This is a genomic window from Agarivorans sp., from assembly GCF_050295395.1.
Lineage (GTDB): Bacteria > Pseudomonadota > Gammaproteobacteria > Enterobacterales > Celerinatantimonadaceae > Agarivorans.
In genome coordinates, this window is record NZ_JBNKPP010000269.1 from 63,726 (window position 1) to 84,602 (window position 20,877).

Annotated in this window: 21 protein-coding genes; 7 read left to right on the forward strand and 14 right to left on the reverse strand. The window is 47.0% G+C overall.

Annotated features, from left to right (window positions below; all coding sequences use genetic code 11):
• Positions 1-23: 23 nt before the first annotated feature.
• The 3 genes from ACQY6Q_RS15905 to ACQY6Q_RS15915 form a co-directional block, all read right to left on the reverse strand.
• The gene (locus ACQY6Q_RS15905; protein WP_427982904.1) at positions 24-347 is read right to left on the reverse strand and encodes a hypothetical protein; all 324 of its coding nucleotides are present in this window, start codon (positions 345-347) and stop codon (positions 24-26) included.
• The gene (locus tag ACQY6Q_RS15910; protein ID WP_427982907.1) at positions 344-655 is read right to left on the reverse strand and encodes a DUF1820 family protein; all 312 of its coding nucleotides are present in this window, start codon (positions 653-655) and stop codon (positions 344-346) included. The genes ACQY6Q_RS15905 and ACQY6Q_RS15910 overlap by 4 nt, the downstream gene beginning before the upstream one ends.
• 211 nt (positions 656-866) lie before the next feature.
• Positions 867-1,019, reverse strand: a complete 153-nt coding sequence (locus ACQY6Q_RS15915) for a hypothetical protein (RefSeq protein ID WP_427982908.1) — start codon at positions 1,017-1,019, stop codon at positions 867-869.
• Between the two features lie 283 nt (positions 1,020-1,302).
• Between ACQY6Q_RS15915 and ACQY6Q_RS15920 the strand changes: the two genes are divergently transcribed.
• Positions 1,303-1,692, forward strand: coding sequence for a SirB2 family protein (locus tag ACQY6Q_RS15920; RefSeq protein WP_427982910.1), 390 nt, complete (start codon positions 1,303-1,305; stop codon positions 1,690-1,692).
• 11 nt (positions 1,693-1,703) lie between these two features.
• A complete protein-coding gene (locus ACQY6Q_RS15925) occupies positions 1,704-1,940 on the forward strand; it encodes a hypothetical protein (RefSeq protein WP_427982912.1) in 237 nt (78 codons plus the stop codon).
• Here the strand turns inward: ACQY6Q_RS15925 and ACQY6Q_RS15930 are convergent.
• From ACQY6Q_RS15930 to def, 5 genes are all read right to left on the reverse strand, one after another.
• A complete protein-coding gene (locus tag ACQY6Q_RS15930) occupies positions 1,931-3,388 on the reverse strand; it encodes a TrkH family potassium uptake protein (RefSeq protein WP_427982914.1) in 1,458 nt (485 codons plus the stop codon). The two genes, ACQY6Q_RS15925 and ACQY6Q_RS15930, sit on opposite strands and share 10 nt — an antisense overlap.
• Before the next feature lie 11 nt (positions 3,389-3,399).
• On the reverse strand, positions 3,400-4,776 hold the full coding sequence (trkA, locus tag ACQY6Q_RS15935) for a Trk system potassium transporter TrkA (protein WP_427982916.1): 1,377 nt from the start codon (positions 4,774-4,776) through the stop codon (positions 3,400-3,402).
• A gap of 69 nt (positions 4,777-4,845) precedes the next feature.
• Entirely contained in the window at positions 4,846-6,168 is a 1,323-nt protein-coding gene (gene rsmB / locus ACQY6Q_RS15940) for a 16S rRNA (cytosine(967)-C(5))-methyltransferase RsmB (RefSeq protein WP_427982918.1), read from the reverse strand.
• A complete protein-coding gene (gene fmt / locus ACQY6Q_RS15945; RefSeq protein WP_427982921.1) occupies positions 6,161-7,117 on the reverse strand; it encodes a methionyl-tRNA formyltransferase in 957 nt (318 codons plus the stop codon). Before fmt ends, rsmB begins: the two co-directional genes overlap by 8 nt.
• A 24-nt stretch (positions 7,118-7,141) precedes the next feature.
• Positions 7,142-7,642, reverse strand: a complete 501-nt coding sequence (gene def, locus ACQY6Q_RS15950; RefSeq protein ID WP_427982924.1) for a peptide deformylase — start codon at positions 7,640-7,642, stop codon at positions 7,142-7,144.
• A 102-nt stretch (positions 7,643-7,744) separates the two neighbouring features.
• Here def and ACQY6Q_RS15955 point away from each other — a divergent pair, with 102 nt between their 5' ends.
• The 4 genes from ACQY6Q_RS15955 to ACQY6Q_RS15970 all read left to right on the forward strand — a co-directional run bounded on the left by ACQY6Q_RS15955 (position 7,745) and on the right by ACQY6Q_RS15970 (position 11,119).
• Positions 7,745-8,821, forward strand: a complete 1,077-nt coding sequence (locus ACQY6Q_RS15955) for a LysM peptidoglycan-binding domain-containing protein (RefSeq protein ID WP_427982926.1) — start codon at positions 7,745-7,747, stop codon at positions 8,819-8,821.
• Complete coding sequence (gene dprA, locus ACQY6Q_RS15960) at positions 8,822-9,925, forward strand: DNA-processing protein DprA (protein ID WP_427982928.1); 1,104 nt, start codon at positions 8,822-8,824, stop codon at positions 9,923-9,925.
• Between the two features lie 2 nt (positions 9,926-9,927).
• Complete coding sequence (locus tag ACQY6Q_RS15965; RefSeq protein WP_055733208.1) at positions 9,928-10,401, forward strand: DUF494 family protein; 474 nt, start codon at positions 9,928-9,930, stop codon at positions 10,399-10,401.
• A gap of 142 nt (positions 10,402-10,543) precedes the next feature.
• Complete coding sequence (locus ACQY6Q_RS15970; protein ID WP_427982931.1) at positions 10,544-11,119, forward strand: DNA topoisomerase family protein; 576 nt, start codon at positions 10,544-10,546, stop codon at positions 11,117-11,119.
• 61 nt (positions 11,120-11,180) lie between these two features.
• Here the strand turns inward: ACQY6Q_RS15970 and glnG are convergent, their stop codons facing one another.
• The 4 genes from glnG to glnA all read right to left on the reverse strand — a co-directional run bounded on the left by glnG (position 11,181) and on the right by glnA (position 15,782).
• Positions 11,181-12,590 (reverse strand): nitrogen regulation protein NR(I), encoded by a 1,410-nt coding sequence (gene glnG, locus ACQY6Q_RS15975; RefSeq protein ID WP_427982934.1) that lies wholly within the window; start codon positions 12,588-12,590, stop codon positions 11,181-11,183.
• 12 nt (positions 12,591-12,602) lie between these two features.
• Positions 12,603-13,658 carry a nitrogen regulation protein NR(II) gene (gene glnL, locus ACQY6Q_RS15980; protein WP_427982936.1) on the reverse strand — a complete coding sequence of 352 codons (1,056 nt, stop codon included), beginning with the start codon at positions 13,656-13,658 and terminating at the stop codon, positions 12,603-12,605.
• A 76-nt stretch (positions 13,659-13,734) separates the two neighbouring features.
• Positions 13,735-14,274 (reverse strand): DUF4124 domain-containing protein, encoded by a 540-nt coding sequence (locus ACQY6Q_RS15985; RefSeq protein WP_427982939.1) that lies wholly within the window; start codon positions 14,272-14,274, stop codon positions 13,735-13,737.
• A 101-nt stretch (positions 14,275-14,375) separates the two neighbouring features.
• Positions 14,376-15,782, reverse strand: a complete 1,407-nt coding sequence (gene glnA, locus ACQY6Q_RS15990) for a glutamate--ammonia ligase (RefSeq protein ID WP_427982941.1) — start codon at positions 15,780-15,782, stop codon at positions 14,376-14,378.
• Between the two features lie 291 nt (positions 15,783-16,073).
• On the opposite strand from glnA, the gene typA reads away from it, so the two are divergent.
• Positions 16,074-17,948, forward strand: a complete 1,875-nt coding sequence (typA, locus tag ACQY6Q_RS15995) for a translational GTPase TypA (protein WP_427982944.1) — start codon at positions 16,074-16,076, stop codon at positions 17,946-17,948.
• 113 nt (positions 17,949-18,061) lie between these two features.
• Here typA and ACQY6Q_RS16000 read toward each other — a convergent pair whose 3' ends face one another.
• Together ACQY6Q_RS16000 and cls are read right to left on the reverse strand one after the other, a co-directional pair.
• On the reverse strand, positions 18,062-18,889 hold the full coding sequence (locus ACQY6Q_RS16000; RefSeq protein ID WP_427982946.1) for a PEP-CTERM/exosortase system-associated acyltransferase: 828 nt from the start codon (positions 18,887-18,889) through the stop codon (positions 18,062-18,064).
• Positions 18,890-19,117: 228 nt separating this feature from the next.
• Entirely contained in the window at positions 19,118-20,566 is a 1,449-nt protein-coding gene (gene cls / locus ACQY6Q_RS16005; RefSeq protein WP_427982948.1) for a cardiolipin synthase, read from the reverse strand.
• Positions 20,567-20,877 lie beyond the last annotated feature (311 nt).

The following is a 20,877-nucleotide window of genomic DNA, read 5'->3' on the forward strand; positions in this document are numbered from 1 at the left end:
TTTTTAGCTTAACTAGAACCGCCCTAGATGGGCTGTTCTAGCTTTTGCGCCACTTCGATTAGGAGCTCTTGGTAAACCTGCCAGCATTGCTGTAACGGCTGTTGTGCATGTTCACTTTGTTTTAATTGTTGTAAGCAGTAATGTAAGGCAGGGCTACATAGCAAGGCCGCTACACCTTGCAACTGTAGTTCCAGAGCCGGGGAGCTGCGTTTTTTAAACAGTGCTTGTTGCAGCAGCGCCTGCTCTTGCTCACTGCCGGCGAGAAAGTCCTCTAACCAGCGCCGCAGTAACTGCGGATGGTTAAACTGAGCTTCTAGTTTAAACCAGTCAATAGTGAGTTTATTCATGGCTTGGATGTATACAGAGGCGAGGGGAAGGGCATCACCGATGGGCCGTCGTGAATTTTAGCCGTGCCTAACTTGTCGACTTGGTCAATTCTTAGAATATTGTGCATCGGCAGGTAGGTGCGCTCCACTCCGGCAAACTCTGTTTTTAACTTTTCTTCGCTGGGATCAACCACTACCCGAGCGCGGCTGTTAAATACAAATTCACTAATTTCTATAAAACCAAATAAGCCACTTTGTTGTACTTGTTTGGCGTAGAGCTCGTAGGTTTTTCCGTTACAGATAAAATTAACTCGATATAGTTTTGACATCCTTTCCTCGCTGATTACGGCTAGTGGCGAGTGACTACTGTGGTAATAATTTTAAGGGGAGTAAACGCTCAAGGCTAGTAGTTGCTGCGGTATTAATTCGTGGCTATGCATAATTTAACCGAAGGCGAAACAAACTTGGCAAATCAGCTTTGATTGGGTCAGAGAGACATGTTGTTTGGTCAGCAAAAAGGCAGCCAAAGCTGCCTTTATATTAATTATTACTGGTTTCGCTGGGCGACACAGGGTTGAACTCAGCGATTTCGTTTGGATCAACACCTAACTCTTGGCATGCATCTAAAAATGATGCTCCAGTATGGCACATCAGGATGTCGATGGCCGGGAGCAAACTTGGTACTTCTGACATGCGTGGCTCCAACAATTGTTAATGAAAAGATATAAACGCGGCTACACTTTCCCATAGTTCCTTCAGTTTCCCAAGAGATCTGGATCACGTTATTAATGATGGTTTTTTAAGCGGTTTTAATAAAGTACCACCACAGGCTGGGTTCTATACGGGAACCTCTTGTTAATCAACAATCTACACTTTGTTGTCCAAATGTTAATAAATAAAAATAATTTGTGGTCTGCTAAGCAAGTCAATACACTGGTCGGGCCTAAAATATCAAATTAAATTAACAAGGAAAGCTATGCTTGAATATTATCCAGTGGTGAAGCATTTACATATGAGTTTAGCCATGCTCAGCATTCTCGGCTTTATGTTTCGCTGGATCTTGGCTTTGCTCGGTTCTCCCTTATTAAATAAAACTTGGTTAAAAGTACTTCCCCATATAGTGGATACGGCTTTGTTGGTCGCGGCCATCGCCTTATGCATGATGCTGCAACAGTATCCTTTTGTCGAAGCTTGGCTAACAACCAAAGTGGTGTTGTTGGTGTTGTATATTGTGTTGGGAATATTTGCCCTAAAACGCGCGCCTAATCAATGGGTAAGATTATTCGCTGGCATGGCCGCTATTGCTGTTTTTGCTCAGCTGTTAGCGGTAGCGTTTAGTCGTTCTCCGCTAGGCTTATTTGCTTAGGAGCGCTAGCGATGTTGTGGGGGGCCTTATTATCGCTGTTGCTGACCTTATGGCGCTTTTCCATTATTTATAGCTTGATTGTGATCACGTGGCTGTATTGCCACTTTAGTGGGCTGGATTTTGAGCAGGTCGATAGTGGGGTCAATCAGCATAAAGCCATCATTATTGCTATTTACTTTAGTTATTTAGCGTTTTGGTGGCTGGTAAACCCCTACCTATCCAAGGCAAGGCGCCAGCCTTACCGATAACGCCAATAAGCGGGTAGGAACAATACCAATACGGTTAATACTTCCAAGCGTCCTAACAACATGCCAAAAGACAATAACCATTTGGCTGAGTCGGGCAGTAGATGGAAGTTATGATCGGGGCCTATCACCCTACCCAAACCGGGTCCTACGTTGGCCAGTGCCGTCATTGCACCAGACAGTGCGGTAACCGGATCTAAACCTAACAGAGCCAAACCACTCGCCAGTAAAATTAAGGTAAAGAAAAAGGCAAAGATAAATGCCACCAAGGAGCGAATATGTTGCTCACTAACCACTCGCCCATTGTAGCGGTGAGGGTAGATGCCACGAGGATGGACCAATTGTTGCAGTTGTCGGGTGAATAGGCCGCTGGCTAATTGGAAGCGAAATATTTTAATCCCGCCCGATGTTGAGCCAGAACAGGCCCCGACTAGCATTAAGAAGATAAACAACACCGTAGTAAAGTTGCCCCAATGGCTAAAATCGGTCAGACCATAACCGGTGGTGGTAACGATGGAGATGATATTAAAAATGCTGATGCGCAGCGCATCTTCAAAAGAGAAGGTGCCATGTAGCCATAGCCACGCGCTCATCATGCCGCCGACTACGGCTATCAAGCTAATAAAACCGCGTACTTGGGCGTCTCGCCAAATGTAGTGAAGATCACGGTGTTGCAGCGATTGTACTAACAATAGGAAGGGCAAGCCTCCCAGTAACATAAAGGCACTACCTACCCAATGGCTGGCGTTGCTGAAGTGGGCCATTGATTCATCAGAGGTCGAGTACCCCCCCGTGGAAATGGTGGTCATGGCGTGGTTAATGGCTTCAAACCAGTTCATGCCAGTAAAGTGATAGGCCACAGCGCAGAATACTGACAGCAATAGGTATACCTTTAGCATATTACTGGCGACGTTTTTGGTTTTAGGGGTGTTTTTATCTGACCAGTCGGAAGACTCGGTTTGGAATAAGCGCATGCCACCCACATTTAAGAAGGGCAAAATGGCCACACTTAATACGATGAAGCCAATGCCGCCTAACCACTGCAACATAGAGCGCCACAGCAAGGCACTTTTGGGCATCTCATCGAGTCCAGCAAGCACCGTGGAGCCGGTGGTGGTAAGCCCCGACATGGTCTCAAAAAAGGCGTCGGTAAAACTAATATGGTCGATGCGATAAAGCGGTAGAGCGCCAAACAGGCAAGCGATTAGCCACACGCTGGTAGTGAGCATGAACATGCCCCTCACCGAAAGGTTAAATTGAGCTTGCCTACCCCAGCGCAGCATTAAAAAAGCAACGGTTTGGGTCACGATGATGGTGTAAAAAAATTCAACGTAGCCCGGTTCATCGTAGGCCATACCCATGGCCAGCGGAGCCAACATCAGCAGACTCAATTTTGACAAAACCAAACCCGTTACAAATAGGATCGGTTTTAGGTCGTTGGCTATCATCATAGCGGTAGAGCCTATAAGAAAAACGGACTTGGCTGAAATAAGCGTTCGACTTCGGGGATAAATTTCTTATCCACTAAGAACATCACCACGTGGTCATCCTGCTCGATCATGGTGTCGTCATGGGCGATAACCACTTCGTTATCCCGCACCACCGCACCAATGGTGGTACCAGGTGGTAGTTTTAATTCACCTACGCTGCGCCCCACCACCTTAGAGGTGTTGCTATCACCGTGGGCAATCGCTTCAATTGCTTCAGCGGCGCCGCGGCGTAGAGAATAAACGTTAACGATATCGGCACGACGTACGTGGGTTAATAAGGCTGATATGGTGGCTTGCTGAGGTGAAATGGCGATGTCGATAGTGCCGCCTTGAACTAACTCGACGTAGGCGCCACGCTGGATTAATACCATCACCTTCTTGGCACCCATGCGTTTTGCTAGCATCGCCGACATGATGTTAGCTTCATCGTCGTTAGTCACGGCGATAAATACGTCTACTTGTTCGATGTTTTCTTCGCTGAGTAACTCTTGGTCTGAAGCATCACCACAGAATACGATGGTATTGTTGAGCATTTCGGCCAATTGCTCGGCGCGGCGCTGGTTGTGCTCGATCAGCTTAACGCTGTATTGGCTTTCTAGACGCTTGGCTAAGGCGGCACCAATGTTACCCCCACCTACAATCATGATCCGGCGATAGGGTTTCTCTAGTTTTTGTAGCTCGGCCATTACTTGGCGAATCTGATAGCTAGCGGCAACGAAGAACACTTCGTCATCGGCCTCGATAACGGTGGTGCCCTGGGGACGAATCGCGCGCCCTTGGCGGAAAATGGCCGCAACCCGGGTTTCGGTATCGGGCATGTGGTCACGTAATACCGATAAGGCGTTACCCACTAAGGGACCGCCATAGTAGGCTTTAATCGCAACCAAGCTGACCCGACCATTGGCGAATTCCATCACCTGTAAGGCTCCGGGATAATCGATTAAGCGGCTAATATAATCTGTCACCAGTTGTTCAGGAGCAATCAGGTGATCAAGAGGCACCGCCTCGTTACAAAACAGTGCGTCCTTTTCGGCTAATAACTCTTCAGAGCGGATCCGTGCAACTTTGTTGGGGGTATTGAATAAGGTATAAGCAATTTGGCAGGCCGCCATATTGGTTTCGTCGCTATTGGTGACTGCTACCAACATATCGGCGTCGTGAGCGCCGGCTTCTCGCAATACGTTGGGGTGGGCAGCATGGCCAAACACCACCTGCAAATCAAACTTATCTTGTAGTTCCCGTAAGCGATCTTGATCGGTATCGACAAGGGTAATATCTGATTTTTCACCTACTAGGTTTTCGGCTAGCGTGCCACCCACTTGCCCTGCTCCAAGAATAATGATTTTCATTTTCTAACAATACCTTAAGCGTTTATGGCGAATTTTGTAGTGTTACCTTTGGATGTCCTAAAGGCAAGCTCAGCTGAGTGTTTTACGAAGTCGCGCATAGTAAAAACCATCCATGTTATTGTCGCCGGGTAAAAGTTGCCATCCGGGTTGTGCGATTGTTTCGTCACTGTTAATCGGCACTAGCTCTGCATCATCAGTTTGTTGCAAAAAAGCAGCGATTTGCCGGCTATTTTCGTCAGGCAGTACCGAACAGGTTGCGTAGAGCATCATACCACCGGGTTTTAGCTGCTGCCAAAGGGCTTTTAAAATGGCCGCTTGCAGTTTTACCAACTCTTCAATGTCGGCCTCGCGACGAAGCCATTTGATGTCGGGGTGACGGCGAATCACTCCTGTGGCGGAACAGGGCGCATCCAGCAAAATTCTATCGAAGGGCTGCTGGTTCCATTGCTCTGGTTGGCTGGCGTCGGCGCAAATCAGTTTGGCTTGTAGGCCAATACGGCTGAGGTTTTCGCCCACCCGTTTCAGACGCGTGGCTTCGCTGTCTACCGCTACTAGCTCGGCGAGTTTGGGTTGCAGTTCGAGAATATGGCAGGTTTTTCCGCCTGGCGCGGCACAAGCGTCTAGTATCCGCTCTCCGGCCTGGGCGTCTAATAAGCTGGCTGCGAGTTGGGCTGCGCCGTCTTGTACTGAACAAGCACCCTGTTCGAAACGGGGCAGCTTATGTACTGGCTGGGCCTTTTCCAAACAAAGAGCTTGCTCACTCAATGTAGCGGCTTGGCTGGCTATCTCTAGCGTTTGTAGCTCTGCCTGATAGTCGCTGCGTTGAGCTTGCAAGGCATTCACGCGGATCCACATGGGGGCGTGTTGGTTATTGGCCTCAAGGATCTCACTCCAGCGTTCTGGATAGGCCGCTTTGAGACGTTTACTTAGCCAACTGGGGTGGCAGTAGAGCAGGCTATCGTTGCCATTTTGTGCGGTGAGTAGTTGCTCACTTTGGCGCTCGGCATTACGTAATACGCCATTTACTAGTTTTTTTAGTGAATGGAGTTTTAGTGCATGAGTGGCCGAAACGGTTTCTGAAACCGCAGCGTGTGCTGGCACTCGCATGTAGAACAGTTGATATAAACCGACCATTAGCAAGAAGTGGCCGCGGCGTGATTTTCCCTTTAAGGGCTTATCCATGAGCTGCTGCAGCATGGCTTCAAAGCGTGGCAACCAGCGTAATACGCCAAAGCAAAGTTCTTTAACTAAGGCGTGATCGCGGGCGACAACCTGAGGCAGCACTCGAGGCAGCATCTGACTTAAGGACTGCCCTTGGTCGACCACCTGAAAAAGAATGCTGGCGGCCGCTGCGCGGGCACTAAGTTGTTTGCTGCTTGGCTGTTCAGCCATGATTACTCTCCAATACGCTGTTCAGCTGAAACCATTCTTTGCGGGCATTTAGCACATCGGCAGCGGCAAGGGCTTTTTTGCCGGGCAATTGAATGGTTTCTAAACGTAGGCCCTGCTCAGCGGTGGCCACTACAATACCGTGTTTATCGGCTTGAACTATGGTTCCGGGCAGCGCAGTTTGGCTTAAGGGCTGAACACTGGCTTGCCATACTTTAACGTTTTGCTCGGCTACCATGAAGTAACTGACGGGACGTGGGTTAAAGGCGCGGATGCAACGCTCGATAAACTCAGCGGGTTGATGCCAGTCGATACAGGCTTCGGCTTTAGACAGTTTTTTTGCGTAGTTGGCGAGGCTGTCATCTTGTTTTTCACTCACCAGTTTACCTTGGCTCAAGCCATTAACCGCCTCAATCAACGCTTGGGGCCCCGCTTCAGCCAGTTTGTGGTAGAGCGAACCGCTGGTATCAGTGGCTTCTATGGCAATTTCTTTTTTCAGCAACATGTCACCGGTATCGAGGCCAATATCCATCTGCATAATGGTTATGCCAGTATGGCTATCACCGGCCCATAGTGCACGCTCAATCGGGGCTGCGCCACGCCAACGTGGCAACAGTGAGCCGTGTACATTAATACAGCCTAAGCGTGGGCTATCTAGGATGATCTGAGGCAACAGCAAGCCGTAAGCAACCACTATCATTAAATCGGCATTCAGCTCGGCTAATTGTTGTTGCGCCGCTTCGCTTTTGAAGTTTTCTGGTTGGTACACCGTTATGTCGTGCTCTAGCGCCAGTTGTTTTACTGGGCTGGCTTGTAGCTTTTTGCCGCGCCCCGCCGGACGGTCTGGCTGGGTATAGGCTGCCACAATGTGATGTTCGCTATCGACTAAAGCTGCGAGGTGGCGCGCTGCGAAGTCGGGCGTGCCTGCAAAAATGATCCGCAATGGCGTCATGCTGATTTCCAATTGGTTGAATAGTTACTTGCGGCGAGCAAGTTTTTCTAGCTTGGTTTTTACGCGTTGGCGCTTGAGTGGAGAAAGGTAATCGATGAACAACTTGCCTTTCAGATGATCCAATTCATGTTGCACACAAATCGCCAGTAAACCTTCGGCTTCGAAAATCTGCTCTTCACCATTTTCATTCAGTGCTTTGACCTTGATTTTCTCGGCTCTTGGCACTTGAGCTCGGTACTCGGGCACCGACAAACAGCCTTCCTCGTTGAGGGCTTCACCATCGGCTTCAAGGATTTCTGGATTGATCAGGGCGAGTCGCTGATTGCGCTCTTCTGATACATCTATTACTACAATTTGCTGGTGAATGTTGACCTGTGTCGCAGCTAGACCAACTCCTTCTTCCATATACATGGTTTCGAACATGTTTTCGATTATAGTTCTAACATTATCGTCAATATTATTAACGGGTTGCGCTATAGTACGCAGGCGTTCATCAGGAAAACGCAATACTTCAAGTACAGCCATAACTTCTGTCTTTAATCAGGTTTTGATAGATTGTTGGTAATTCTAGTCATTTATGTGACTAAAAAACAGCTTTGCTTATAAGGGATGTCGCTGGGAGACACTATGAAAGGGAAAAAAATAGTCTGGCTTTGGGCCTCTTTGTTGTTGCTAGTGGGAAGCGTCATCGCCGACACCTTGAAACTTAAAGAGGATTTCCCCGAGGTTTACGTGGTTAAAAAAGGGGATACTCTTTGGGATATCTCAGAACTTTATTTGCACTCACCTTGGTTATGGCCGCGCCTTTGGCAGTACAATCCGCAAATTGAAAACCCTCATTTAATCTACCCAGGCGATCGCTTGAGCCTAATCTACGAAAACGGTGAACCGCGCTTAGTGCGTAAACGCATCGTTAAGATTAGCCCTAAGACACATATTGAAGAAAAAACTAAACCGATCCCGACGATTAACTTAGCCGCCATTAGTGCTTTTCTGTCTCATGACCATATTGCCGATGATGACATGTTGAAAGACGTGCCTTACGTATTGGGCGACAATGATGCGCAATCGCGTATTGCAATTGGGCGAGCCATGTATGCGCGCGGCCAGCTGGCTCCTGGGAAGTATTTTGGTGTGTATCGTTTGGCCAATAAATATCATGATCCTCTAACTAAAGAAGAATTGGGCCAGAAACTGGAGTTTATTGGTGTGGCGGTATCTGAACGTTTGCACGACAACAATATTAGCCAACTCAAGGTGACTCAGGTTTTAAAAGAGATTAATCAAGGCGACATTATTCTGCCCTTACCAGACCAAGATCGCCTGCCTGCCTATTTTGTGCCCACCAACAAACAGTTGGACGACAATGGCTACATCCTATCGGCGGCAAGTGATACTTCGGTAATGAGTCGTTACGATGTGGTGATTATTAACAAAGGCAGCCGCGACAAGGTAGCGCCGGGAGATATGTTTGCGATTGCTCAGCCGGGTAAAGTGGTAATAGATAAAGTGAAAAGCAAAGCTTATGAGGATATGGCTAATCACTATGACCGGGCTTTCAATGATGAGCAAGAGAACGTCACTCTACCTAACGAGAAAGTGGGTGAATTAATGGTATTTAAAACCTATGAAAAACTCAGTTATGCCATTATTACCGACAGCAAAGTGACTATTCGTCCTCAGTACTTGGTAGAGAACCTATAGTTGCTACCTCAGTTATCGGTAGCTCAGTACCTGCTGTTAGCCGGGGTACCGCGCCTTTCTTTAGCGCGCTTACAAGAGGTATTGGTTCACACAGGTACTGAGGCTTTGTTTACTGCCAGCGAATCACAGTTACGTGGCTGGCAGTTTAATTCCCAGCAAATATCCGCTTTTTTAAAGCCTAATCAAGACCGTATCGATAATACCCTTAGTTGGCTGGCCGAGTCTGGCTGCCAAGTTATCGGCTGCTTCGACGCTTTGTATCCTGAATGTTTGCGTAATATTCAGCGGCCGCCCTTGCTGTTGTTTGTTCGTGGTAATGCAGCTTTATTAAAGCAACCCCAACTAGCGATTGTCGGTAGCCGTCATGCCAGTGTGGTGGCTTTACGTCATAGTCAGATGTTTGCGCAACAATTAGCCGTGCAAGGGTTTACCATCACCAGTGGCTTGGCTCTAGGGATTGATGCCGCTGCCCACCAAGGAGCCTTGCAGGCGCGAGCTGACGCGACCATTGCGGTGGTGGCAACCGGGCTTGATAGAGTCTACCCCAAGCGCCATCAGCAATTAGCCCACCAAATTGCCGAACAAGGAGCAATAGTGAGCGAATTTTGGCCGGGAACCGCCGCTAAGGCTAACCACTTTCCACGGCGTAATCGAATTATCAGTGGTTTAAGTAAGGCGGTATTAGTAGTGCAAGCTGGCCTGCCTAGTGGCTCCTTACTCACCGCTAATTATGCCGCCGAGCAGGGGCGTGATGTATATGCGGTGCCGGGTTCAATTGACGACCCCTTGCATGCGGGTTGCCACTACCTGATCCAACAAGGTGCTAAATTAGTCACCTCGGCGGCCGATATTATAGAAGAGCTTGAAGGATTTATTGAAACGCCTATTCCCCTTTCTCCGGGAATGGAGCAAAATATGCAGGAACAAAATTTGCCTTATCGTCAATTGTTGGATAACGTAGCTTATGAGACAACTTCAATTGATGATTTGGTCTTAAGCACTCAACAACCTGTTGATGCTGTACTGGCTCAGCTAACTGAGCTTGAGATATTGGGTGTTGTGGCCGTTGTGCCAGGTGGTTACGTCAAGCTGAGGAGGAACTAACTATGTTTGATATCCTCATGTATCTGTTCGAAACCTACATACATAGTGATGTAGAACTGTTGATGGATCACGATGAGCTTACTGAAGAGCTTAGTCGGGCGGGGTTTCATAAAGAAGAAATCTATAAGGCCTTAGATTGGTTGGAGCAACTTGCTTCGTTGCAAGATAGCGACAAGCAGCCTTATTTAAATCCTTCTGAACTCCCTTCACTTCGGGTGTATACCGCCCAAGAGATTACCAAGTTGGACGTATCTTGCCGTGGCTTTTTATTGTTCTTGGAACAAATGAAAGTGCTGAATGCCGAGACTCGCGAGATGGTGATCGATAGAGTGATGGAGTTAGATGGGCCAGAGTTGGAGCTGGAAGACTTAAAATGGGTCATTTTAATGGTGCTATTTAATGTTCCCGGCAGTGAGTCAGCCTATCAGCAGATGGAAGAATTGTTGTTTGACCTAGGGGATGGACCACTTCACTAGTTCACCCTAGTCGCTTAATAAGGCGCGCCGCTAGCTAGCGGTGTGCCAAGCCGCTTTGTTGCTATTACGCTGCTCTTGCTTCTAATCAATAGCCTATTTCTACTATTTTGTTATGCTTAGCACAGTTTAACGAGGTGTAAGCATGTCTAAGATCGACCCTAAATTATTTACTGCCCATGAGCACGCCTTAGAAAAAGAATACGATGTTTGCCCCAAATGCGGTGGTGAACTGCAGCATCGTAATAGTAAGTCAGGCCCGTTTTTGGGTTGTAGCCAGTATCCGCGCTGTGATTATAGCCGGCCACTTCATCAACAAGACCATTCCTTAGAAAAGCGACTCCCTGGCACTGTTTGTCCAGAGTGTGGAGAAGAGTTGATGCTGCGTCAGGGCCGTTATGGCATGTTTATTGGCTGTAGCGCCTTTCCTACTTGCCAGCATATTGAATCGGCTCAACCGAAAGCACCAACGACTCCTGATATAACTTGTCCAGCGTGTAACAAAGGTAAATTAGCAGCTAGGCAATCTCGTTATGGGAAAACCTTTTATGCCTGTGATGCCTACCCAAAATGTTCTTACGCGGTGAATGATCAGCCCTTGGCTAAGCCTTGCCCTGAATGCGGTTGGACGTTATTGGTAGTGAAAAAAACTGCAGCTGGTAAGCGCGAAGTGTGCCCTCAGAAAAGCTGTAAGTATAAGAGCGCCCTTTTAGCTGATTAATGCCGTTGCAGACATTAAAAAAGGAGAACCAAGATTCTCCTTTTTTAATGCTGTTTGAAGCCTAGGCTTCTACATCTAGCTCTTTTAGTTTACGGGTGAGGGTATTACGTCCCCAGCCTAATAGCCGAGCGGCTTCTTGCTTGTGTCCGTGAGTATGTTCTAAGGCGGTGGTGAGCATGATTCGTTCAAAGTCGGGCATGGCCTCACTAAGAATATCGATTTGTCCTGACACCAGTTGCTGAGATACCCAACTTTTCAGTAGGGTTCGCCAGTTCGCATCGCTTGTTTCACCCGGTTCGGTTATCACCGGTTGGCTTAACTCGGGTGGCAAGTCGGTAGGTAACACTTCTTGGCCACTGGCCATGACGGTTAACCAGCGGCAGACGTTCTCTAATTGACGCACATTGCCCGGCCAAGCGAGTTGCATCATAAAGCGTTGGGTATCTTTATGTAGCAGCTTGCTTTCAACATTTAGCTCTTTAGCGGCAATTTCAAGGAAGTGCTTAGCTAAGGCGGGAATGTCTTCACGGCGTTCGCAGAGTGAGGGAAGGTGAATTCGAATGACATTTAAACGGTGGAATAAGTCTTCTCGGAAATCGCCTTCGGTAACCTTCTTTTCTAAGTTTTGGTGAGTTGCGGCGATGATCCGCACATCTACCTGTACCGGTGAGTGTCCGCCTACCCGGTAAAATTGCCCATCGGCTAAGACACGCAATAAACGGGTTTGAATATCTAGTGGCATGTCGCCGATTTCATCGAGGAATAGGGTGCCGCCGTTGGCTTGTTCAAATCGTCCATGACGTATGTTGTTGGCCCCGGTAAAGGCACCTTTTTCATGACCAAACAGTTCTGATTCAATTAAATCTTTAGGAATGGCTGCCATATTCAGCGCAATGAAGCTGCCGCTGGCGCGTGGGCTGTGCTTATGTAGCGCGTGGGCGACTAACTCTTTACCGGTTCCCGATTGACCATTAATTAACACTGAAATACTCGAGCGGGAAAGGCGGCCAATGGCGCGAAACACTTCCTGCATGGCCGGGGCTTCACCAATAATCTCTGGTGCTGGAGAGCTGGGTTTGTTATTGGCCTTATTACCTTTATGTTCGCGAGATACTGTCACTGCTCGCTCAGTAAGGGCCACCGCTTCATCGATATCGAAAGGTTTAGGAAGATACTCAAATGCGCCTCTCTGGTAAGCGTTTACGGCGCTATCGAGATCAGAGTGTGCGGTCATAATGATTACTGGCATATCGGGGTGATGGGCTTGAATTTTTTCCAGTAGGCTTAAGCCATCCATACCGGGCATGCGAATATCTGAGATCACTACATCGGGTTGCTCATAGTCCAGTTGTTGAAGCATCATTTCGCCATCGGCAAAGCTTAAACAGTCATATCCCGCGGTTTTAAGTGCTTTTTCTAAGACCCAACGAATTGAGCTATCGTCATCAACCACCCATATTGTTGCTGCCATGCTAGTACTTCCTTAACGTCGTAGTGGAAGATGAATAGTAAACTCGGTGTGGCCTGGCCAACTTGCGCATTCGATCTTCCCTTTATGCTGATTAATTAAATTCTGTGAGATGGATAAACCGAGACCGGTACCCCCTTCGCGCCCAGTAACCATCGGGTAAAACAGGGTATCAAGTAACTCGGTTGGGATCCCCGGACCGTTATCAACGATGCGGATCTCCGCAGCCAATTTATAGCGCTGCCCGGCAATGGTGGCTTGATGGGCGGTACGGGTAATAATATTGATGATGCCGCCTTTTTCCCCTAAGGCTTGTACCGCATTTTGAACAATATTCAGAAAAGCTTGCAGTAATTGTTCATGGTCCATTTCGAAGTCGGGAATGCTGGGGTCGTAGTCGCGCTCTACGGTGATACCTGCTGGTAGGTCGAGCTTAACCAGTTGCCGAACTTTCTCTAACACCGAGTGTACGTTATGTAACTCGTGGGTGCCTGGGCGCTGTGGCCCCAATAGGCGATCAACTAATTTACGTAGTCGATCTGCTTGCTCAATGATGATGCCGGTAAACTCTTTTAACTCAGGGTTTACTAGTTCTTTCTCTAATAATTGTGCTGCGCCGCGTAGCCCGCCCAAGGGGTTTTTAATTTCGTGGGCCAGTCCGCGAACCAATTCTTTGGCCGCCTGTTGCTGAGCGTGTTGGTAGAGTTCTTGAGATATTTTCTTTTGCTGGCCAATTGCCCGCATTTCCAGCATCAACAAATTCTTTTTGCCGTTAACAATATGAGTGGCAGAAAGCTCGACTAAGGCATGGTGGCTATCAAAAACTAAGGTAACTTCGTTGTCGGTAAAACTTTGACCATTACTACAAAGACTGTTGAGTTTGCTAAGTTCAAGCGAACTATGTTTGACCTGCATATCTAGTGGTTCGCCAATCAGGCGCTTAGCGCTTTGGCCGAGTAGCTGTTCGGCTGAGGCATTGACATATTGGATCTTTAACGCAACATCAAGTAGCACAATGGCGGTAACTTGGTTCTCTAGTACTAAGCGCTTTAATCCAGAAATATCTAACACTACTCTCTCCTGAATGGTGCGCACTAATTTGGTGCGCTTGCACGGATTATAAACCTAAAAAGCAGAGAGTGGTTGATTAACCTCCCCCTGTTGCCGTTGCTCCGCCTACTGATGCGTTAGCGCGGTGCATAAATACTGTTATAGATCTAGACGATGCAATTTTCTTGCCCGATTCATCGACTAGCTGCACTTTAATAGTGTGTGCACCCCGATCTATATTGGTGAGCTGAAAGTTAGCTATTGGGGTGATCTGTCCTTGCGGAATACCATCTAAAATTAATTTGAAGCCCATGTTATTTAAGGGGGCGGGTTGGGTTGTGGCGCGAACATTGAGCCGACCTTGGTTATCTCGAACCGTTTGTTCATGGCTTGGGTTGGTTATATTGACCTGATCTTTCACGGCTTTTTTTGGTTTTTTAATGGCTTGCCTTGGGCTAACTAAAGGGCCGCTGGTGGCAGGAGGAGTCACATCGACCTTGAGCTTAGTAGCCCCTTGTTGAGGGCGGTCGGAAAAGTGGGTAATGCCGTTTTCATCTACCCATTGATAGATGGTGTCTGCTGTACTTGCCGTCATTGACGCTAGCAGCAGGGGTAATATTATCAACCATTTGTTCATCGCACTTCCTCCTAATTGTTGCTAAAGGTGGGCGTAATCCCATGAAAATGCAATAAAAAAACCCGCTTTAAAGCGGGTTTTTCAAGCTAAGTAACGTTTTATTAAACGCTGTAGTACATTTCGAACTCAACTGGGTGAGTTGTCATGTTTAGACGCTCGATATCAGCTGATTTCAAGTCGATGTAAGAATCGATGTAGTCATCAGAGAATACGCCGCCAACAGTCAAGAACTCACGGTCTGCGTCTAGATTTTTCAATGCATCTTCTAGAGAAGTCGCTACTTGTGGGATCGCTGCAGCTTCTTCAGCTGGTAGATCGTACAAGTCTTTGTCCATTGCATCGCCAGGGTGGATCTTGTTCTTAATTCCGTCTAGGCCAGCCATCAACATAGCTGCGAAGGCTAGGTATGGGTTAGCTGTTGGGTCAGGGAAGCGAACTTCGATACGACGTGCTTTTGGAGATGGAACCACTGGAATACGGATAGAAGCAGAACGGTTACGCGCAGAGTAAGCCAACATAACAGGGGCTTCGAAGCCAGGTACTAAACGCTTGTAAGAGTTAGTTGAAGCGTTGGTGAACGCGTTCAATGCTTTAGCGTGCTTGATGATACCGCCAATGTAGAATAGAGCAGTTTCAGATAGGCCGCCGTATAGGTCGCCAGCAAACAAGTTTTGACCATCTTTCCAGATAGATTGGTGAACGTGCATACCACTACCGTTATCACCTACAATAGGTTTAGGCATGAAGGTTGCTGTTTTGCCGTAGGCATGAGCAACGTTGTGGATAACATACTTAAGGATTTGAGTTTCATCAGCTTTGCCGATGATGGTATTAAACTTAGTTGCGATCTCGTTTTGACCAGCGGTTGCTACTTCGTGGTGATGAGCTTCAACAGTTAGGCCCATCTCTTCCATAACAAGACACATAGCAGAGCGAATGTCTTGAGAAGAGTCAACAGGAGCTACTGGAAAGTAACCGCCTTTCACGCCTGGACGGTGACCAGTGTTGCCATCTTCGAAAGATTTGTCTGAGTTCCAGCTAGCTTCGTCAGCATCAATTTTGTACATAGAGCCTGACATGTCAGATTTGTACTTAACGTCATCAAATAGGAAGAACTCTGGCTCTGGACCGAAGTAAGCAGTATCAGCAATACCAGAAGCACGCATGTACTCTTCAGCACGCTTAGCTACAGAACGTGGGTCACGATCATAACCTTGCATAGTTGCAGGCTCTAACACGTCACAACGGATGTTTAGTGTAGTTTCTTCTGTGAAGGGGTCTAGTACCGCAGTGCTTGAATCAGGCATCAATACCATGTCTGACTCGTTAATGCCTTTCCAGCCGGCAATTGAAGAACCATCAAACATTTTGCCGTCGGTGAAGAAATCTTCGTCAACTTGGTGAGATGGAATAGATACGTGTTGTTCTTTACCTTTTGTATCAGTAAAGCGTAGGTCAACAAATTTAACTTCTTGCTCTTTAAGCAAAGCTAAAACTTCTGCAGACATGTTTTTAACCTCCGGTGTCATCAAAATTGATGGTTCAATCGATTTAATTAGTATTTATTTTTACGAGTAATCGTCGTTGTTTTGCATCAAGCTAAAACTATGCCAAGACGTAACGCTTTGATATTCGGTTTGTTTATCGCCACAGGCATCAATATAGTGCAAATCTGTGCACTATTGTGGTGCTTTGTTTGTCCATGTTGGTGCATTGAGTTGTTAGCCCTATCCATAATACCTCAATCGGACAGATTAGAAACCGTGATCAACTTAAAACTATGAGAATTTGTCGTTTATATGTACAATAGCGCACTTTTTCTTTTTACCTCACTTTATGAAGGGCTGAAAGCCGTGCTAGATAAGTTAAGAAACATCGCCATTATTGCTCACGTTGACCATGGTAAAACTACCTTGGTGGACAAGTTATTGCAGCAATCGGGCACTCTCCAAACACGTGGAGATGCGGAAGAGCGAGTGATGGACTCAAACGATCTTGAAAAAGAACGTGGTATTACCATTTTGGCCAAGAATACGGCGATTGAGTGGAATGATTACCACATTAACATCGTTGATACTCCTGGACACGCTGATTTCGGTGGTGAGGTAGAGCGCGTATTGTCTATGGTTGATTCGGTATTATTGTTGGTAGATGCCCAAGAAGGCCCAATGCCACAGACCCGTTTTGTAACTCAAAAAGCGTTTGCGCAAGGTCTAAAACCGATTTTGGTGATTAACAAAATCGATAAGCCCGGTGCTCGCCCTGACTGGGTAATGGATCAGGTATTTGATTTATTCGATAACCTTGGTGCAACTGACGAGCAGTTAGACTTCCAAGTGGTTTACGCTTCAGCCCTGAATGGTTGGGCTAGCTCTGAAGAGGGCGTACAAACCGACAACATGGAAGCTTTGTTCCAAGCCATCGTTGATAACGTTGCACCACCTGAAGCGAAAAGTGGTGAAGGCTTGCAGATGCAAATCTCTCAGCTTGACTACAACTCTTACGTAGGTGTAATCGGTGTGGGGCGCGTATCGCGTGGCTCTGTGAAAACGAATCAACAAGTGACCGTAGTGGGTGCCGATGGTAAAACCCGTAACGGTAAAGTTGGTCAAGTATTAGGTTACTTAGGTTTAGAACGTCACGAAGTCACCGAAGCGAATGCGGGTGATATTATTGCTATCACTGGTTTGGGTGAGTTGAAAATTTCCGACACTATTTGTGATCAAAGCAATGTTGAAGCTTTGCCTGCGTTGTCAGTTGATGAACCTACTGTGACCATGACCTTCCAAGTAAATACTTCTCCTTTTGCCGGTAAAGAAGGCAAGTACGTGACTTCACGTAATATTTTGGAGCGTTTGCAGCAGGAGCTAGTACATAACGTAGCCCTACGTGTAGAAGAAACTGATGATCCAGATAAGTTCCGTGTATCGGGTCGTGGTGAACTGCACCTAGGTATTCTTATCGAAAACATGCGCCGTGAAGGTTTTGAGCTAGCGGTATCACGCCCAGAAGTAATTCTTCGCACCGTTGATGGCAAGTTACAAGAACCTTATGAAGTGGTGACCATTGATGTGGAAGAAGAGCATCAAGGTAGCATCATGGAGCAAATTGGCTTACGTAAGGGTGAGTTGACCGATATGGCACCAGACGGCAAAGGCCGTGTGCGTATGGACTTTATGATCCCTTCTCGCGGTTTAATTGGTTTCCAAACCGAGTTCATGACCCTGACTTCGGGTTCTGGCTTGTTGTACCATACCTTTGATCATTACGGTCCACACAAAGGCGGTACTATTGGTCAGCGTCAAAACGGCGTATTGATCTCTAATGCTACCGGTAAAGCCTTGACTTACGCCTTGTTTAATTTGCAAGAGCGTGGCCGCTTATTCACCAAACATGCTGATGAAGTGTATGAAGGTCAAGTTGTGGGTATTCACAGCCGCGATAACGACCTTACCGTGAACTGTCTTAAAGGTAAGCAATTAACTAACGTTCGTGCTTCCGGTACAGACGAAGCACAGGTGCTAACGCCACCGATTGTGATGACGCTTGAGCAAGCGCTAGAATTTATCGATGACGATGAATTAGTTGAGGTGACGCCTCAGAATATTCGTATTCGTAAGCGCCACTTAACCGAAAATGAACGTAAACGTGCTTCTCGTCCGCCTAAAGCTTAAGCGGAACTTGAATCAGCAAGATTAAGGCAGCTTAGGCTGCCTTTTTTAATGCACTAAAAAGGGGCGAGGCAATGAGCCCTACAAGGATTTAAGCGCTACACCGTTGTCCTGACTCAGTTCGGGTGGGGCAATAAGCCCATACTGGCATGGATATTTTGCTTGATCAGCTCAAACAAGGGTTGATAAAGCAGCGGTAAATAGCTTTGAAAGCGTTCAATGGTGATGTGATAAGCGGCGCGGATACCGTGATAATCGATATCGGGTCCGACCCGAGTCATTTTGATGCCAAATAGTGACAAGCTGCGTGCCAGTTTGGGTTCTACCATCACATAGGCATGTTTTATTCCGCTATGCTCAGCGATGATCGATGCGGCTAGGTATAGGCTGATGCTGATGTAGGGAAAGGTGCGCAGTTCTTTATCACTAAAGCGATCTAAGCCGACTCCAGAAGGTCTAGCGCCATATTGCTGATCGATGCGACGGCGACGAAACAAGCCATCTAAGGCCACTCGTGATACTTCACAAATATCTTCTTTAGCAAAATTATCAGGGTGCAGCTTACGATCGGTAATCGCCGAACTACAAGCATCCAGTAAGGGTAGGCTTTGCTGACTATTCGGATTAACCAGTCTTAGGCAACCCGCATCTAAACCCGAATTGAGGTGTTGTACTCGGCAAAAGTGAGAGTAGCTATCGTATTGATCTCGCTCTAGTTGTAGGGCATTACTTGGTTCAAACTGAAACTCTTCGCAGTACACTCGATGGCGTAGCTGGAAAATATTGCGTAAGTCATGCTCATCACAGGCAATACTGGCCTGAAAATAACGCTGATAGCGTTGTGCAAGCACTTCGCCCTGGTGCATCAGCGTCAGTTGTTTCACTGAGGAAGCTGAATAAGCGTGTTTACGAGGGGCAATGCTGCTCTGCTGCTGATGGCTCACTGGAAAACCTTATTTTATTCCCTGATTCACGAAGCTTAGCTAGCTCGAATCGACTAATAACTCGGAGGTTAATTAGATAGCCTTTTAAGTAAGTGGTCACCCAATTTTAATGTTTCATTGCTTGATTTGTGCTTTGGCGCATTGCTTTAGGTATGAAAAGCTTACCAAAATTTCATTTTTATTTCAGGATTTTGGCGGCTTTATGCTGTTGCTTGGCGAAGTTTTAGCCTATAACAGCGGGCTAAAAATATGGATGACGTTTTCTATGAGGCGGTGATAGATGGGACGTTTTCGCCAAGCGATGGGATTGATGCGGCTGCTTTGTTTTAGGTAGTCTTGAATAATTCGATACAGATCTTCGGCGTAGGCGGGGTCATCAATAATCGAGGTCACCTCAAAGTTGAGCCAAAAGCTGCGCATATCTAAGTTAACCGTACCCACCAGAGCAATTTGCTGGTCTATTAATAGGCTTTTGGTATGTAGCAAGCCGCCCTTAAATCGAAAAATATTAACCCCCACATCAAGTAGTTGCTGATAGAAGGAGTGGCTGGCGTAACGCACCAAGCGGGAATCGTTTCTTGCCGGTAGAATTAGAATCACTTCTACCCCTCGGCTAGCTGCCGTTACCAGTGCCATCTGTAGGCTTTCATCGGGAACAAAGTAGGGGCTAGTGAGTACGATTTGCCGTTTCGCTGCATAAATAGAGCACAGTAGCAATTGAATCACGTGGTCACCAAAGATCCCCGGCCCCGAGGGCATGATTTGCATTTTTTGCTGCCCATAGCTGACTTGAACTTGGTTTAAATCCAGCTGTTCGATGGCGGCATATCCGGTTTCCATCTCAATGTCGTAGGCCACGACCGCTTGCAAATTAAGTGCGGCAGGCCCTTCTACCCTTAGCATTAGATCGACCCATTGGCCTAGGCCGCGCTGCTGATTAAAGTAGCGAGGATCGACCAAGTTCATGGAACCGCTATAGGCGATACGCTGATCGATGGCGACGATTTTACGGTGTAATCTTAAATCAACGCGTTGCAATAACATCCGCACTGGGTTGGCGTGCAGCGCGTCAACAATGTTTAAACCTTGTTTCCTTAGTGATTTACACAGCGATGACTTAAGGAATTGATTTGAGCCTACCGAGTCTGCCAATAGGTAGACTTTTACCCCTCGCTTGTCTGCCGCTACCAGTTCTTGCAATACCGGATCAACCAGCCCGCCTGGCTGCACTATGTAAAATTCCATGTAGATAGTGTGCTGGGCAAGTTTTATGTCTGCGCATAGCTGCTGTAAGGTGGCTAACGAGTCTTGAAAGTTTTGTAGTTTATTGCCACCCAAAATGGGCAGCCCAAGCAGACGACGAGTGAGATTATTTAAAGGCTCTGCTTGAGTTGAGCCTGAATGCTGCACCGCATGGGGGGAGCGGCTAAATTGTTCGATGCGCTGTTTATATTTAACTTCCATCATGCGCGCGCGTTTGGCGCGAAGTCGTCCAAGGTAGCGCTCGCCAAATAATTGATAGCAAATCACGCCAAATAGGGGCAACACAAAGATCAATAACAACCAGCTAAGGGTGACGCCTACTGCTCTGCGTTTTAGGATCACTTGAAAGGTGACAAGGGTAATCAGCAGGACGTATATCACCAAGCCTATATTGCTTAAGGTGGTATTTAACACGCGTATACCTTGGGTTACGAAGACCTTATTAATCTAGCATAAGCTGATAAAAGCGTCATTGCTGTTTTCGCTGTTAAGGCGAGTTATATTATTAAAATTATTAGCTTATTTATTCTTTGTTTAGGAGTGCTGTGGCTGGCGGTGTTGTATTAGTAATACTGAGAACTACCAATTATTGTTGTGGGCTGATTTAGCAAAACAAAATTATGGCCCTAGGATAATGCCGTTTACTTGAATTGTGCGCTTGTTGTTGATCGGAAAATCTTGCTTCACCCGCTAGACTGAGCGTTGCGATGTAGGCGGACTATCCT